Origin of the sequence: Cohnella sp. GCM10012308 (assembly GCF_042649185.1) — a bacterium.
Classification (GTDB): Bacteria; Bacillota; Bacilli; order Paenibacillales; family Paenibacillaceae; genus Cohnella.
Genome location: NZ_JBHRYU010000027.1, coordinates 32,919 through 47,826 on the forward strand (window position 1 = coordinate 32,919; position 14,908 = coordinate 47,826).

General features: G+C 61.1%; 13 protein-coding genes. 12 read left to right on the top strand and 1 reads right to left on the bottom strand.

Going from position 1 to position 14,908, the window contains the following annotated elements; genetic code table 11:
* The first annotated feature begins 115 nt into the window (after nucleotides 1-115).
* From ACFOTD_RS24200 to ACFOTD_RS24220, 5 genes are all read left to right on the top strand, one after another.
* On the top strand, nucleotides 116-1,825 hold the full coding sequence (locus ACFOTD_RS24200; protein WP_378122514.1) for a phage tail sheath family protein: 1,710 nt from the start codon (nucleotides 116-118) through the stop codon (nucleotides 1,823-1,825).
* Nucleotides 1,826-1,895: 70 nt separating this feature from the next.
* Complete coding sequence (locus ACFOTD_RS24205) at nucleotides 1,896-2,330, top strand: phage tail protein (protein ID WP_090112549.1); 435 nt, start codon at nucleotides 1,896-1,898, stop codon at nucleotides 2,328-2,330.
* 287 nt (nucleotides 2,331-2,617) lie between these two features.
* Nucleotides 2,618-2,998 carry a phage tail assembly protein gene (locus tag ACFOTD_RS24210; protein WP_277536612.1) on the top strand — a complete coding sequence of 127 codons (381 nt, stop codon included), beginning with the start codon at nucleotides 2,618-2,620 and terminating at the stop codon, nucleotides 2,996-2,998.
* Entirely contained in the window at nucleotides 2,938-3,189 is a 252-nt protein-coding gene (locus tag ACFOTD_RS24215; RefSeq protein WP_350356218.1) for a DUF6760 family protein, read from the top strand. Before ACFOTD_RS24210 ends, ACFOTD_RS24215 begins: the two co-directional genes overlap by 61 nt.
* 8 nt (nucleotides 3,190-3,197) lie before the next feature.
* Entirely contained in the window at nucleotides 3,198-3,647 is a 450-nt protein-coding gene (locus ACFOTD_RS24220) for a phage tail protein (protein WP_378122515.1), read from the top strand.
* Nucleotides 3,648-4,206: 559 nt separating this feature from the next.
* On the opposite strand, the gene ACFOTD_RS24225 is transcribed toward ACFOTD_RS24220, so the two are convergent.
* Nucleotides 4,207-4,416 (bottom strand): hypothetical protein, encoded by a 210-nt coding sequence (locus tag ACFOTD_RS24225; protein WP_378122516.1) that lies wholly within the window; start codon nucleotides 4,414-4,416, stop codon nucleotides 4,207-4,209.
* A gap of 1,294 nt (nucleotides 4,417-5,710) precedes the next feature.
* Between ACFOTD_RS24225 and ACFOTD_RS24230 the strand changes: the two genes are divergently transcribed.
* The 7 genes from ACFOTD_RS24230 to ACFOTD_RS24260 all read left to right on the top strand — a co-directional run bounded on the left by ACFOTD_RS24230 (nucleotide 5,711) and on the right by ACFOTD_RS24260 (nucleotide 14,842).
* Nucleotides 5,711-5,857 carry a hypothetical protein gene (locus ACFOTD_RS24230; RefSeq protein WP_378122517.1) on the top strand — a complete coding sequence of 49 codons (147 nt, stop codon included), beginning with the start codon at nucleotides 5,711-5,713 and terminating at the stop codon, nucleotides 5,855-5,857.
* A gap of 2,336 nt (nucleotides 5,858-8,193) precedes the next feature.
* Entirely contained in the window at nucleotides 8,194-8,811 is a 618-nt protein-coding gene (locus tag ACFOTD_RS24235) for a flagellar biosynthesis protein FlhF (protein ID WP_378122518.1), read from the top strand.
* A gap of 14 nt (nucleotides 8,812-8,825) precedes the next feature.
* A complete protein-coding gene (locus ACFOTD_RS24240) occupies nucleotides 8,826-9,452 on the top strand; it encodes a CIS tube protein (protein WP_378122519.1) in 627 nt (208 codons plus the stop codon).
* A 6-nt stretch (nucleotides 9,453-9,458) separates the two neighbouring features.
* Nucleotides 9,459-10,556 carry a phage late control D family protein gene (locus ACFOTD_RS24245; protein ID WP_378122520.1) on the top strand — a complete coding sequence of 366 codons (1,098 nt, stop codon included), beginning with the start codon at nucleotides 9,459-9,461 and terminating at the stop codon, nucleotides 10,554-10,556.
* The gene (locus tag ACFOTD_RS24250; RefSeq protein ID WP_378122521.1) at nucleotides 10,553-11,266 is read left to right on the top strand and encodes a phage baseplate assembly protein V; all 714 of its coding nucleotides are present in this window, start codon (nucleotides 10,553-10,555) and stop codon (nucleotides 11,264-11,266) included. Before ACFOTD_RS24245 ends, ACFOTD_RS24250 begins: the two co-directional genes overlap by 4 nt.
* 48 nt (nucleotides 11,267-11,314) lie before the next feature.
* A complete protein-coding gene (locus ACFOTD_RS24255) occupies nucleotides 11,315-11,716 on the top strand; it encodes a GPW/gp25 family protein (protein ID WP_378122522.1) in 402 nt (133 codons plus the stop codon).
* A 30-nt stretch (nucleotides 11,717-11,746) separates the two neighbouring features.
* Nucleotides 11,747-14,842 carry a baseplate J/gp47 family protein gene (locus tag ACFOTD_RS24260; RefSeq protein ID WP_378122523.1) on the top strand — a complete coding sequence of 1,032 codons (3,096 nt, stop codon included), beginning with the start codon at nucleotides 11,747-11,749 and terminating at the stop codon, nucleotides 14,840-14,842.
* Nucleotides 14,843-14,908: the final 66 nt, after the last annotated feature.

Below are 14,908 nucleotides of genomic sequence, written 5' to 3' on the forward strand. Positions count from 1 at the left end.
CAAGCTGCCTACTCGTCCGCAGCGCTTAACCCACCAGCAGAGAGGAGGAACTGGCCGCTGACGGATGCCGCATCGAGAACGACATCAGGATGCATCCGTGAGGGAGCCGGGGAGTATGGCAGATTATTTGTCGCCTGGGGTATATGTAGAGGAATTCGAGAGCGGGTCCAGACCGCTTGAGGGCGTCAGCACCAGCACGGCCGGTTTTATCGGTCTTGCCCAGCGCGGCGCGGTAGAGGGGCTGCCTTTGCTTGTGACCGGTCCTGCCGATTTTCAGCGCGCGTTCGGTTCGTACTTGTCCGAGAGCGCCTTCGGCAGCTATCGCTATTTGGCTTATGCGGTCGAACAGTTTTTCATGAACGGCGGCTCGCGCTGCTACGTCACGCGGGTAGCGCCTTCGGACGCTAAGCCAGCTTCCAACGGCGAGCAATTGGCGGACGTTATCTCCATCTCCGCTAAGAATCCTGGCGCTTGGGGCAATCTCGTCAGCGTATCGCTGGCGCCTGCCAGCAAGGCCAAGACGCAAATTTACGAAGTGAACGACAAGCGCTACCGCGTTAAAAACGCCAACGGCTTTTACGCGGGCGACGTCGTCTCCTTCGCGGCCGGCGGCGAGGTCCAGCTGGCCCGCATCGTCAGCGTCCAGGACAATATCATCGAGCTGGCAGAGCCGCTTGACGGCGATGTCGTCGATACGGCGCTGCTGCCGACCAAGGTGCTGTCGACGAGCGAGTTTACGCTTAGCGTCGTATTCGGAGACGAAGTCGAGATTTTCGAAAAGGTATCGCTTAATCCCGAAGCGCCTTCTTACGTGGACAAGGTAGCGAGCCGCTCCAACCTGGTCGACGTGTCCGCGCTCGTCACATCGACGTCCGCGACGGCTCCGTTCGAACAGCTGACCGGCGACGCCGAAGGCGTGGTCGAGTTCGTCCTGACGGGCGGCAGCGACGGCACCGTGGGCAATCTGTCCGCCGCCGATTTCATCGGCGAAGACCGCGGTCCGGGCCGACGCACGGGCATCCAGTCGTTCATCGACAACGACGTGGTCAGCATCATGGCCATTCCCGGCGTGACCGATCCGAACGTCCAGCTGTCGCTTGTTGCGCACTGCGAGAACCTCGGCAGCCGCTTCGCGATTCTTGACATTCCGCGCGAAAAAACGAAGGTGGCCGACGTGCTGACGCACCGCGACCTGTTCGACTCCAGCTATGCCGCGCTTTACAATCCGTGGCTGTCGGTGTTCGATCCGCTCGACAAGCGCAACATTTTCGTGCCTCCGTCGGGTACGATGGCAGGCATTTACTCGCGCTCCGATACGACGCGCGGCGTTCAGAAGGCTCCGGCGAACGAAGTTCTGCGCGGCGTCGTAGGTCTTGACGTTCAGTACAATACGGGCGAACAGGACATCCTGAATCCGGCCGGCGTCAACCTGATCCGCTCGTTCACCGGCCAGGGCATCCGCGTATGGGGCGCTCGTACCGCGTCTTCCAACTCGCTCTGGAAGTATATCAACGTGCGCCGTCTGTTCATTTTCCTTGAGGGTTCCATCAAGGCCGGCACGAATTGGGTCGTCTTCGAACCGAACAACGATCAGCTATGGGCTCGCGTTCAGCGGACGATCGACGCGTTCCTGACGCGCGTATGGCGCGATGGAGCGCTCGTCGGCTCCAGCCCGTCCGAGGCGTTTTTCATCGATATCGGACGCTCCACGATGACACAGGACGATATCGACAACGGCCGCCTCATCTGCGTCATCGGTGTCGCGCCGGTTAAGCCGGCCGAGTTCGTCATCTTCCGCATCACGCAGAAGACGGGCTCCGAATAAAGGACGGCAACGCAGCATAGCGCCGTCCGCCGCCCGGAGGCGCGCATGATATTCACGGAAGGGGATACCCATGACAGGAGAACGTACAGATCCGTACCGCAATTTTAGATTCCGCGTTGAGCTAGAAGGCTTGCAGCAAGCCGGCTTCAGCGAAGTGTCGGGCTTCGACGCTTCGTTCGACGTCATCCAATACCGCGAAGGCAACGAAGTCATTACGCCGCGCAAGCTCCCTGGGCTCGCGCGTTATGGCAACATCAGCCTCAAATGGGGCGCGACCGACTCCCTGGAGCTGTGGGAATGGATCCAGGACTGCGTCAACGGCACGGTCGAGCGCAAGACGGTGACGATCATCGCCATCGACGAAGAAGGCACGGACGTGGCGACTTGGCAGGTTATCGAAGCCTGGCCGGTTCGTTATACGGCGCCGAACTTCAACGGCCAAGGCTCCGAAGCGGCGATCGAGCTGCTCGAGCTGGCGCACGAAGGCATGACGCGCACGCAATAATAATATCCTATGCCCCTCGGGGCGGCTGGAGAGCTGACCGGCAGCTGCGATGTTCGTCTGCCGGCAGCTTTCCCGCATTTAAGCCGAGCGATTTAAGCTTGCACCGCTATGTCCGGCGTAATTTTGTACGTTGCGGCGCAATGCTTATGTAGCCGGCTGCCAGAAGCGCAGGTCGCGATTGTCGGGACCCGCTTTTCTTGCAGTCCGCCGTTACCGCCGGATGCATCAGCGGACCAAGTTGTCCGCATGGCTGATCGCGATATTGATTTTAAGACTGGAGGAGCATCATGGCCTTTCAAACCGAATATGAATTCGAGCTTCCCCGTGGTTATGTCGACGATGCCGGCAATTTGCACAAACGCGGCGTTATGCGGCTGGCTACGGCCGCCGACGAGATCCTGCCCATGAGAGATCCTCGCGTCCAGCAAAATGCCAGCTATTTGACCGTCATTCTGCTCGCGCGCGTCGTGACGCGACTTGGCGAGCTGAAGCACGTCGACACCAAGGTAATCGAGAAGCTTTTTACGGCAGACTTGTCCTATCTTCAAAATATATACCGTCAGATTAACGATCTTGAAACACCGAAATTGCAAACGGCATGTCCGAAATGCGATCACGAGTTCGAGGTGGAAGTCGATTTTTTGTCCGTAGCGGAGGGCCTCTCGTAACGTACGCCGCAGACCGGTTGTACGAGGAGGTCGGCTTTATCGCTTATTACTTCCATTGGCCGCACGACGACATTATGAATATGGAGCATCGCGAACGCAGACGTTGGTGCGACGAGATTTCGAAGATCAACAAGAAGTTGAACGACGAGCCGGATAAAAACAACCCGTTCGACGTATTCAGCAGGAGGTGACCGGCTCTATGGGGGCAAACGGCAATACCAGCGACGTGCTCGGCAGCTTCCGTTTCGACGTCGAGCTGGACGGGATGCTGGTGGCCGGCTTCTCCGACGTGCAGGGGCTCGAATCGCAGACGGAGTACGAGGAATACCGCGAAGGCGGGGTGAACGGCTATACGCATCGTTTCCCCAAAGGGACGCGTTACGCTCAAATCGTACTGCGTCGCGGCTTTTCCTCGTCGTCCGCGCTGTGGGACTGGTACGCGCAGACCTCTCGCGGCTCGGTGACGCGCAAGAGCGGCTCGATCATTCTGTACCGCCAGGACGGAGAAGAACTGTGCCGTTGGAATTTTTTTGAGGCTTATCCGGTCAAGTGGACCGGTCCGTCCCTTGATGCGCGCTCTAGCGATGTCGCCATTGAGTCGGTCGAGCTGGTGCACAACGGCATAAAGGCGATTTTCTCCAAAAAATAAAAAAAGGCGTTCTTGTTTTACGGCCGCGCTGCTTGCAGGCGTTCCGTGCGGAAGGAGGAAGAGCATGAAGCGATTCAAAGGGGGGCTTCGTCGCCTTTCGGCGACCGGCGCCAAGCCGGAGAACGGGGCTTTTGCCGACGCGATCAAGCGCAAATACGTTTCGCTTCGCGGTCAGGCGCAATCGTCCCGGCCCGCTCTTGTTTTCCGTGCGGTTCCGACTTCTTCCAAGCGAGCGCGGCCCGCTCATGCGCCGATTGAACATAAGAGAACTTTTCCCATTCCGTCCTCCATGCAGCCGACCGGGATTCCGATGCGCAGCGAGGTCCGTACGATCGTCAAGGAGCGCGTGGTCGAGCGGCATACGATCGTCGTTCGCGAGGTCGAACGTATTGTGAGAGAGCAGCGCGTCGTACGGGAGCAGGCTGTCCGTCAACCGTATACGGCCGCGCAGCCGCGAACGGATGCCGGAAGGCGTGCAAGCGTGCGGAAGGACGCGGGCGGCTCGCAAGTCGGAGAACGAGCGGGTTCGCGGCAGCCGGAAAACGGCGAACGCGAGCTGTTACAGCAGCAGCGAAGGACGCAGCCGGGCGAGTTCAACAAGCAGTTGCGCAAAGAGCAGGTACCCAACGATCAGCAGCGCCCAATAGAGCAAAAACGCAATGAACAGGGACGCGTTGTGCAGGAGCGTAGGCAGCCGGAAGCGGAATTGCGCGAACATCGTCAACAAGAGCGTCGCCCTGAAGCGGGCGATCCAATGCATAGATCGCAAGCGCCGCTCCCTAAATCGCAGACGCGCGAGCAAGGTGAGCTTCAGCTACCGCCAGGTCGTATCGGAGCGGAGCGCGGCCGACAGGAGAGCACGCCGGATCGGAACAGACAGGAACGGGGACCGCAAGAGCGAGGCTCGGACACCTTTAAAAACGGCACCCCATTGCAGCAGCAGCAGCAGGCTCGTCAAGAAGCTTCGAACGGCCGCGATCGGCAGCCGACAGAACGGCGAGAAGGAAAAAACGTTGTCTTGGGTCCGGAACTATCGGAGCGAGCTGAGGGTCTAGAGCATATATCCCAGCTGGAGGAGCTGCCGCTTTCGCATTCGGAACAAGCGGCTGCGAATGATTCGTCTGCTGAAGCCGAACGCAAGGAGCGCGCGCAGCCTCAGCTAGCGTTCGATGAAGCGAATGAATGGAGTGCTACGCCGGACGACGGCCATCGCAGCGGCGTGCGCCATTCGGACGCGAAGCAGTCAGAGGACAAGCCGTCGCACCGTGACGGGCGGGAAAACGGTCCGTATTCCAAAGGTTCTGAACATGCATCGGCAAGTCCGAACGCTCGGCAGATGGATCGATTCGGTGCGGCCCGAGCTGTTTCCAACGCAGATCGCGTGCGCGCGAGATTTTTGCGGCGGCCTTCGCGGGTCAATAAAGGCTTGCCCGGCATCGGCGCCAGGACGCCGGCCCTTATGAAAGGCATCGCAGTGTCCCAGCCGGCCGTTCGCCAGCTGCTTGCCCGTCTGTCTGCCGGCCCGGGGGGAACTCCTTTGTCCGCGATCCGGCAACTGACATTGTCTTCGCCCGGATTCGTTCATGCACGCGTCCGTCGACAACGGCGCGGAGCTGTCGCTTCTAATGTAAGAACGGCGGCGGTACCTCAAGTCGAGCGTGTGAGTCATTCAGGCAAGCCGGCTTCAAACGAACCAAAATATTCAGAAGATTCGCGGCGAGAGAAATCGGATGTCCTTCATCCGCGGGGGAACGGTTCTGCGAACAGTTCGGAACGAAGGAATGATTGGAATGTCGTTCCACCGGTAGAACCGCTGCAACGCTATTCGGTAACGCCGGAGAGCGGCAGTCAAACAAACGTTTCGAATTCAAAGGCCCAGACTACCGGGGCTTACGAAGCTGACGCTCGTCCGGTGGAGAACGCAACCGAATTCATGAGCCTTACCGCTACTGGCCATGATTCGGAACAAGCTTACGGAGTTGCGGACAGCCGGCAGTCGAAGGATAGCGGGGAAATAGCGCAAGAGCGACCTGGCTCTCTTGGTCCTTTCAAACAGGACGAGATTGCAGACCAAAAGCTGCCGAATTCGCAGCGTATGTCCGCTGCCGGACGAGATCACGGCTTGCAGGGGAAGACGGATCAGCATCGTCTGGGCGAACGAAGACTCGACGGCAGGGGCGAGGACGGACAAGCGCGGGATTTTGACCTGACTCATGAAGAGCGTGAGTTTGTCGACAGGGATCCGGCTGCTCGCGCAGCGTCGGTAAGACGCGGAAACGAAACATCAAACGAGTTTAATCGCAGCCTTACTCAAATCGGGGAGGCGACTTTCGATGGAGAAGGACTTCCTGAGTCTTCTTCGTCCGAGCAAGAGCCGATAGGGAATGAACGATCGATTTCCGGTCTTGTTGCCGATCATGCCGATCCAAATCGGCTGCCTGGTTCGGAGCAAGCATTTACCTGGCCGTTTCGATTATCGTTGTCCGCGAGAGCGGTTGAGAGAGAAGCAGTTAATAGAGAAGAGGCAACCGGACGAGAGGTATTGGTGCATAATGTCGCTCGCCGCGCATTCGTGCAGGGAGCGCCGTCGACAGCCCTGAATCGAACCTATGGCTCCCGCTGGCCATCTGCCTGGGAGGCTCCGCTCACATTGCAGATTGGAGAAGCGGCCGCAGCGTCGGCGAAGTCCGATATCGCAAGCGGGCAAACGGAGACCAGAGCCGCTAACTTAACGAATGCATCAGACCCTATGCCGCTTATCGTTCACGAGGATGCTGAAGACCGGACTTCAAGCAGTCGACTAAGGGGCAGCATCCGTGCGCGTCGGGGGCGGTCACAAGGCTTAAATGAGGAGCGTCAGCCGGCGGCGGGAGCGCTTCGCAGTTCGGCGCTGTCGCCTCTGGCTATACCGCATGTATCGACCGGTGCGTCGTCTCCCTTGGGAGATACTCGTGCCGCGGTTCAGCAAAGCAACGGCCAACCGCGGCTGCAATCCGCTCGTCTCCGAGGCATACAGACGACTCGTTCCAAGGAAGGGTTACGTTTGGAACCGGCACCGACCCTGATCCTGAAACGTAACGACAGGCTTGGGCTTCCAACCGAAGGGCGAACTGCGGTAAGCAAACGCGTCGGCAGGCAGGATCGAATAAACGCGTCTAACGCTCCAAGGGCAATTAGCGGTCGAACCGCAGACGTTCGGGCTTCGAGAGGCGCAGGAATCCGTCATTCCGGCGCTCAAGACTCGCTGAGCCGTTCGGCGCTTGAACGAGCCGGCGAAGGTTTAGCAACAAATGCACCGCGGCTTGTTTTTAAGCTTGGCGCCGTACGCAGCATATCGTCCGGCGGTACGGACGGAACGAAAGCGGCCGCTGGACGATTCGCGGCAGGCGTTACGCCTAGCCGGACGGCCGATTTTCCAGGTGCTGCTACCGGACAATCAGGAGGACGCGATGGCGCAGCAGGATCGTCCCCGATGGGGATTGCGGCACAACGGTCCAAGCACCGGGTCGGCCAGTCGGAGCCAGGCAACCGCGCCATAAACATGGTCATCGAAAATCGGAAGCGCGTGACGAATGCGGAAAACGCCAACGTGGGGTTGAGAGAAGCGCTTCCGATATCGGGCGCCTTAACGCCGAGGAAGCCCTACGCATTTCAAGATGCGGCAGGTCGGACGATGAACCCGATTCATCGATCCAAAAAGGCCGATGGTCCTGCTGCGAGCGGAGCCGGCACGCGTTCGTCGGATCCGAGTCGCAGCGGGCGCGAAGATTCAGCGGCTTCTGCGCCGAAGGCGCGGCTTACGATGCGAGATCCATTGAGACAGATCGCGGCGCCGTTACGCGTAGCAGCAGCTTCGGTCGGCACGCGGCCTCCGTTGCCTTCGTCGCCGAACGTTGCCGCGAACGCTTCGACTGAAGCACCGAGCGTCATTTATCCGAAAACGCGAATTATCGGCGAGAATGCGGCCGGATTCGCAAACGTGCCGATTAACGATAGGACGAAAAGCCACCTTAATCGAATTGCGCGGGGCAATGAACGCCATTCGGCGGCGGAATCGGCGGCGGACGCGATGCCATCTCAAGGAACGACGAGACCGAAGCTGGTGTTTGACGGGACGAAAACACGTCCTTTACAGCGCTTAAAGTTAAGCCGGGAGGCGAACGTCTTGAACACGGGGCGGGACGGTGCGATCACATACCGAACGCATATTGCCCGGACCGCATCCTACGCGCCAGCCGCGCAGCGGCTAGCACCAAACAGGCCGGCGCCAAGCGCTTCTAGCGCCAGTGTGCCGCTCGAGACGAAATTCTCGAGTGAGCAACCGAAAGATGCCGGCCGAACGTCGCGAAGCCAAGCAGGCCGGCAGGATGCACATGCTGCCGAGCGTTTGCGCCCCGTTAAGCCGGTTGCGTTGACCGCGCGCTCGACTCGTCGTGCAGCCGTCCCGAGCGGCGCGAGCTCGCCCGCGGCTAATGCCATTTCGCCAATCGATGGAGCGCAGAGAACCGCCGGGCGCCAGCTTATCAATGCGCGTCAGCCATCGACGGTGCGATCGCCGGCATTCGCCCGTTCACCGGGCTTGCATGTCCGCACCGCTTCGGCGGGCGCCACGACTGTCCAGCTGCGCCGTATCGAGCAGCGCTTGGCTGCGCCGCCCGAGCTTGCGAAGCCGCTAGCCGCCGCGCAATCGACGGCACGAGCGCATCCACCCGTCGCGGCAGTATCCGCCGCCGACCCAGCCGCCGCGCAGCTTCACCGCGCAGCGTCCCGGACCGCCGCGCCGGCGGACGAGACTGGGATGGCGCCAGCCGCCGCGCTCCTGCAGCGCAGCGCACGGCAGGCCGGCGCGCCAAGCGCGCAGCCTCGGCAGGCGCCGGCGGCCGAACTGCGGCTTCGCCGGTCGCAGCAAGCCGGCCATCCGGCGCCGCAGCCCCAAGCCGCGCCGAACGCGGAGCTGGAGCTGCGGCGAACGCCCAAGGCTGCGGCTCCTGCGCAGCCGCAGCCGATGCAGCCCGTCGCGCAGGAGCCGCCGCGACTTAGCACCGAGCAGCTCCAGCAGGCGGTGCGCGAGATGCCGGAGCTCGATCCAGAGCGGCTGGCCGACACCGTATACACGGCGCTGATGCGCCGAATGAAGTTCGAGCAGCGTCTTAGCGGATATTGACGGAGGAATTCACGATGGCCTTATCCAAAGCCAAAATCGTCATCATCAAGAGCAATTCGCAGGAGACGGTCGACGTGCTGTTCAATCCGGGCGAATACATGCTGCAGGCAGGCAACAGCTATTCGTGGCATGCCGTGCCCGGTTTGCAGTCGCCGATCGCCCAGTTCGTGAGCGGCGAGGCGACGACGCTGACGATGGATCTTTTTTTCGACACCTACGAAAAAGGGACCGACGTCCGCGCGCATACGGCGAAAATCAGCGGGCTGCTGCAGGTCGACAGCGATCTGCACGCGCCGCCATTGTGCAGGTTCGTGTGGGGCTCGCTTAACTTCAAAGGCGTCGCGGAGAAGGTGTCCCAGCGTTTTACGATGTTCTTGGACTCGGGCATTCCGGTGCGGGCGACCCTTAACGTGACGCTGCGCGCGGTGCTCGGCATGACGGAGCAGTACCAGCAGGTGCCGCGCCAATCGGCCGACCGAACGAAGCAAAAAACGCTGAAGCAAGACGAACAGCTGTGGATGCTCGCGGCCGAAGAATACGAAGACCCGTCCCAGTGGCGGGCGATCGCCGAGGCCAACGGCATCGACAATCCGAGGCGGCTGCCGGCGGGGCGCAAGCTGATTATTCCGAGATTGGAGTGAGAACGAGTGACGGTCAAGTTCGATACGACAACCTACGATCTGACGCAGCTTGAGAGCAAGTATCGATCTTTTTTCGCGCCGGCATTCGAGATTCTCATCGACGGTCAAAATCTCGTGCGGATCGGCGCGGCCGTTCAAGGGCTGCGCGTGACTTCCCGTACGGGCATGTTTTCGGACCACTTCAGCTTTCGCATCGTCAACGCCTTCGACCCGGTCGCCCGTTCGCTGAGCTGGCTCGGCTCCCTTGTCGACGTGGGCAAGTCGATTACGATCAAGATGGGCTATACCGATCGGTTCGAGACGGTATTCGAAGGACTCGTGACCGGCGTCGGCGTCGATTATCCGACAGGCGGACTGCCGGTCGTAAGCGTCAAGGGCATGGACAAGTCGATGCTCATGATGCGCAGCAAGCAGTCGAGTCAATGGAAGGACAAAAAGGCGAGCGACGTTGCCCGGCAGATCGCTTCAAAATACGGGCTAACGCCCGATGTCGACGATACGATGACGCCGATCGCGCGAATCGAGCAGCACCGGGTGAGCGACTTTCATTTTTTGCACTCCCTAGCGTTCGACAACGAACGGGACTTTATGGTCGTCGGATCGAAGCTTTATTTTAAAAAACGCAATCCGTCCGCAGCTGAGGTGCTCACGCTCACGTACGGCAAGAGCTTGCTGAGCTATTCGGCGGAAGTGGACATTTCCAATCAGGTGACGCAGGTCGTTGTGAGAGGCATCGATCCCGATACGCACGAGCCGATCGAAGCTAAGTCTAAGGCAATCGACATCATCGGCTCGAACGGCCGTTCAGGCCCGAATATTATGGGCGCTCTCTCGTCTTATTTGATCGAAACGGAATTTATGGAATATACGACTGTCGCGGCCGCGCAGAAGCTGGCGGACTCGATCATGAACGATAAGGCGATGGAGCTGGTGACCGGCTCGGGCACGTGCATCGGACTCCCCGAGATCCGCGCGGGCCGGTTCATCAAGCTGCAAAACGTCGGCCGCCAGTTTAACCAGCCGATGCTGCTGAACAATGTGGTGCATGCCATCGATACGAGCGGATTCATCACCAGCTTCAACGTGGAGGGGAACGCCATATGATGGGGCAAGACTACTCGGGCTCGCGGCCCAACGCGGGCAGCGTGAACGGCGTTATGGTAGCTACCGTTACGAACAACAGCGATCCGGAAAAGCGCAATCGCGTCAAGCTCAAGTTCGCGGTGCGGGAAAACGACAATGAAACCGACTGGGTGCCGATCGCTTCGCTCATGGGGGGCGGCGGCAGAGGAACGCTGTTCGTGCCGGAGGTCGGAGACGAGGTGCTGGTCGCTTTTGAGATGGGAAGTCTCAAGCTCCCATATGTCATCGGCAGCCTGTGGACCAAAAACAACCTGCCGCCGGCCAAGCACGACAAAAACGACATCCGCAAAATCCGCTCTCGCGGCGGCCACGAAATGTCTTTTCAGGATACCGACGGCGACGGCAAGATTACGCTTAAGACGGCCAAGGGCTTTAAAGTCGATATTTCCGAAAAGGAAAGCAAGGTCGAGGTGGCGACAAGCGACGGCAATCAGTCGGTCGTGCTGACCGGAGGCGGGACAGGCACGGTCGTCGTCAAATCGGCGGGGGCCAAGATTACCCTCGACAAGAGCGGCAAGATTACGATCGAAGCGCCGAACGCCGTCGAGATCAAAGGCACGCAGCTGAAGATCGAAGCTTCCGCCCAGCTCACACTGAAGGCGTCCGCCAGCATCGACATGAAGAGCGACGGCATCATCAATATCAAGGGCTCGCTGGTCAAGATCAACTAGCGCGGCCGTCCGGCGCCTGCCGGCGGTCCGCGGCAAGGAGGGATGGACATGTCGGCTTCGTTTTTAGGCAAAGGCTGGCGATTTCCCGTAGGGGTCGACGCTACGACCGGCCGCATGCTGATGTCGGAGGGCGAGGACGATATCGCGGAGGCGATTCGCATCGTGCTCATGACCTCGCGCGGGGAGCGCGTCATGCGTCCCGGCTTCGGCAGCGGATTGTCCGGATACGCGTTCTCAGGACTTGACGAGACGACGCTGCGGCTACTTGAGAGCGATGCGCGGGAGGCGATCGTCGTCTGGGAGCCTCGCGTCAAGGATGTGGAGGTACGGGCCGAGACGGACCCGTCTCAGCCCGGCCGCATCCGGCTGTCCGTGGATTACGTTGTCCGATCGACGAACAATCTTTTCAACCAGGTTTACCCTTTTTATCTGGACGAAGGCACCAAATAACGTGCAAGCGCAGCGGGAGGACTTAAGGGCATGAAGCCAGATTCAACGGAGAGGAGGGGCATGCGCCTGCCTCCCCCGATCGACGGCAGCGACGTCGCGGCGTTCGAAGAGCGTTTCAGGACGATGGCGCCTCATTATACGCCGGAATGGCGGTTCTCGCCGGAGGATCCCGACGCAGGCACCGCTTTGTTTTTCCTGGCGGCCGAGATGCTCGAGGAAAACGTCAAACGCTTGAACCGCGCGCCGCTGAACAACTTCATATCCTTCCTAGAGCTGATGGGCGTCAAGCTTCAGCCCGCCCGCGCAGCGCGGGCGACGGCCGTTTTCCGCCTGGCGGAAGGCGCCTATGAACCAGTCTACGTGCCGCAAGGAACGCAGCTAACGGCCGAGGCGCCGGACGGCGGAGAAGACATCTCGTTCGAGACGGAGCATGCGCTGCTCGTAACGCCCGCCGGACTCGTCGAATGGATTAACGTCCACCCGCAGCGAGACATCATCGTGCGCGCTTCCGGCGCTTACGAGGTGGAAGCCGCGGCCGGCACCGCACCTGAGATCGCGGTGTTTGGCACGGAAGGGGAAGATCTTCAGCGGCACGAGCTGTATATCAGGCACGACGGGTTGTTCGAGCTGAACCATCCTGCGCGGCTGACGCTTTCCTGGTTCAATTCCGCCAAGCGGTACGCCGAGCCCGAGCTGGCGCGCGGCATGGCGGACACGGATTGGCTCGAGTGGTCCTGGTACGACGAGGCTGCGCGCGATTGGCGGTTGTTCGACCGGGTGACGAGCGTGCGCAACGAAGTGACTTTGTGGAAGACGTCCCAGGGGCGCTTCGGCAGCTCGGCGATCGGGGACGCTGAAGGTCGCTGGATACGCGCGCGGGTCAAGCCTGATCCAGGCGGAAGCGCCGTGTCCCCCGCGCTAGCCGGACTGCCCGAGGTCGAGCAGCTGTCGCTTCGCGGCGAGCATGACGCGGCGGCGGATCCCGGCGGAATTCCGCCGGCGTTGCTGTATTCTGGCGATCTGGGTCTGGACGGTGCGGGCTTTTTCCCGTTCGGGCAGCAGTTTTTCCAGTATTCGTTGTTTCATATGGCTTGTCCAGAAGCGTTCAGCAAGCATGGCAGCCGTCTGACGCTGCGGTTCGACGCCCGCTGGGACCCGTGGGAGCTGCGCATGGCGCCCGATCCGGAGGTTCGCTGGCGTATGGTCATGCGCTCGGCCGACTTCGCCCGCAAGCCGCCTCAGCGGCTCTATGTTCGCCGCGTGTTATGGGAGTATTGGAACGGAGAGAGCTGGATGCGCCTGCCCGGAAGCGGCCGCTACGAAGAGCTGTTCGCCGATTTGCCCGAGGCGCATCCCGGCAGCTTCGCGATAGAGCTGGACTGCCCGGTCGATTGGGAGCGGACGTTCGTCAACGGCACCTGGGATTGGTGGCTTCGGGTGCGAGTCGCTTCGATGGACACGGTTAATCAGCCGGTCGTCGAGTACATGACGCCGTATCTGTCGCGGATGTCGCTTACGTATGCCTACTCATCCGACGTCCGGCTCGCGCCGGACAGCGCTTTTACGCTCAACAATGCGGAATGGACGGACAAGACCGCTTGGCTGCGCCAAGGCGGAGAGCCGTTCAAGCCGTTCGTGCCGATCGATTGTCCGTCGCCGGCCGTTTACCTGGGCTTCGATCAGGCGCCGCTCAAAGGACCGATCCGGCTGTCGTTTCAGCTCGGCAAGCAGGTGCCGGCGGACGGAGGCGCGCCATGGATCGAATGGGAAGCGCTCGTCCGCGACGGTCTGCGCTACGTCTGGGTAGCTCTCAAGGGGATGGATACGACTAACGGATTTACCGAGTCCGGCGCTTTTCAGTTCGCTGGTCCCCCGGGCATGGAGCCGGTAAGTTTGTTCGGCGTCGAGCGCGTATGGCTTCGCGCGCTCAACCGGGACGGGAGGTTCGGAGCGATAGGCGCACCGGTCCCGACGCTTGCGCGCGTCGACCGCAATGCGGTCTCCGTCGTGCAGCGTCGTACGCTGCGCGACGAATATCCCGAGCAGACGAGCGACGGCTGGCTGCTGTCCGAAGCGCCGGTCGTGGCTCAAGAGGTATGGGTGGAGGAAACGGGATTCGTCAACGAGCAGACGCTGGCCGAAATGGACGAGGACCGCTACGAGGCGCATCGGGACAGCGAAGGACGCCAGACCCGGCTTTGGATTCGCTGGCAGGCGGTAGAGACGCTGGCCGGCTCGCTGCCGCACGATCGTCATTATACGATCGACGAAGCATCCGGTCGGCTGCGTTTTGGAGACGGCAAAGCCGGCATGGGACTTCCGCTCGCGGGCACGGACAAAGTTCGTGTGAACTACCGGGTTACCGAGGGAGCGAGGGGCAACGTGCCTGCGCGCGCGATTCGGGGGCTGCTGCAGCCGCTCGCCTTCGTCGACAGCGTCGGCAATCCGTCTGCAGCCGTCGGCGGCGGCGACGCGGAGTCGCTCGCGCGCGCGATGGAGCGGGGGCCGCAGCATGCGCGTCACCGCGGACGCGCGGTATCCGCCTCCGATATGGAATGGATCGTGCGGGAAGCCGATCCGTCGATCGCGCAAGTGCGCTGCCTGCCGGGAAGAGATGCCCGCCTGCAGCGCGCGCCCGGCAAGGTCGTCGTCGTGGCGCTGCCGCTCGGCGGTCGCGAAGGCGTCGCTTTTTTTCCGGAGATCAAAAAGAAAATTGAGGCCGCGCTGCGGGAAAAAGCCTCGAATCTGCTGCTGCAGGGCGGCCGGCTCGCGATCATGCCGCCGGCGCTGCTTGAAATATCGGTCAAAGCTGTCGTGCGGACCGAGGCCGCGGACGATATCGTGCCGACCGAAGCCGCTTGTCTCAAGACGCTGGAACGGTACCTCGATACGCGCGGCGGACAGCTTGACGGGCGCGGCTGGCAAATCGGGGAAACGGTTCATTCATCGGCGCTGTACGGCCTGCTCCAATCGGTACGTACGGTGCTCGAGGTCGAACTGCTCCATATGAGCGTCGTCGTTATCGAGCACGGCCAGGCGCGAGAGGTGCCCGAAGCCGCGCTCCGCGACCTGCCGCACGGCATCGTCGTATCCGGCAGCCATCAGGTGACGGCGCGTCTCAGATAGGACAAACTTGCGAGCACGTCAATTGCGAGACCGACGTTGAAGCTTCATACAAATTCGCTTAAAAAG

Bases quoted from the DNA above. Each gene is read 5' to 3' on its own strand.
- ACFOTD_RS24200 (WP_378122514.1), top strand. From the start codon at position 116: ATGGCAGATTATTTGTCGCCTGGGGTATATGTAGAGGAATTCGAGAGC.
- ACFOTD_RS24205 (WP_090112549.1), top strand. From the start codon at position 1,896: ATGACAGGAGAACGTACAGATCCGTACCGCAATTTTAGATTCCGCGTT.
- ACFOTD_RS24210 (WP_277536612.1), top strand. From the start codon at position 2,618: ATGGCCTTTCAAACCGAATATGAATTCGAGCTTCCCCGTGGTTATGTC.
- ACFOTD_RS24215 (WP_350356218.1), top strand. From the start codon at position 2,938: ATGCGATCACGAGTTCGAGGTGGAAGTCGATTTTTTGTCCGTAGCGGA.
- ACFOTD_RS24220 (WP_378122515.1), top strand. From the start codon at position 3,198: ATGGGGGCAAACGGCAATACCAGCGACGTGCTCGGCAGCTTCCGTTTC.
- ACFOTD_RS24240 (WP_378122519.1), top strand. From the start codon at position 8,826: ATGGCCTTATCCAAAGCCAAAATCGTCATCATCAAGAGCAATTCGCAG.
- ACFOTD_RS24250 (WP_378122521.1), top strand. From the start codon at position 10,553: ATGATGGGGCAAGACTACTCGGGCTCGCGGCCCAACGCGGGCAGCGTG.
- ACFOTD_RS24255 (WP_378122522.1), top strand. From the start codon at position 11,315: ATGTCGGCTTCGTTTTTAGGCAAAGGCTGGCGATTTCCCGTAGGGGTC.
- ACFOTD_RS24260 (WP_378122523.1), top strand. From the start codon at position 11,747: ATGAAGCCAGATTCAACGGAGAGGAGGGGCATGCGCCTGCCTCCCCCG.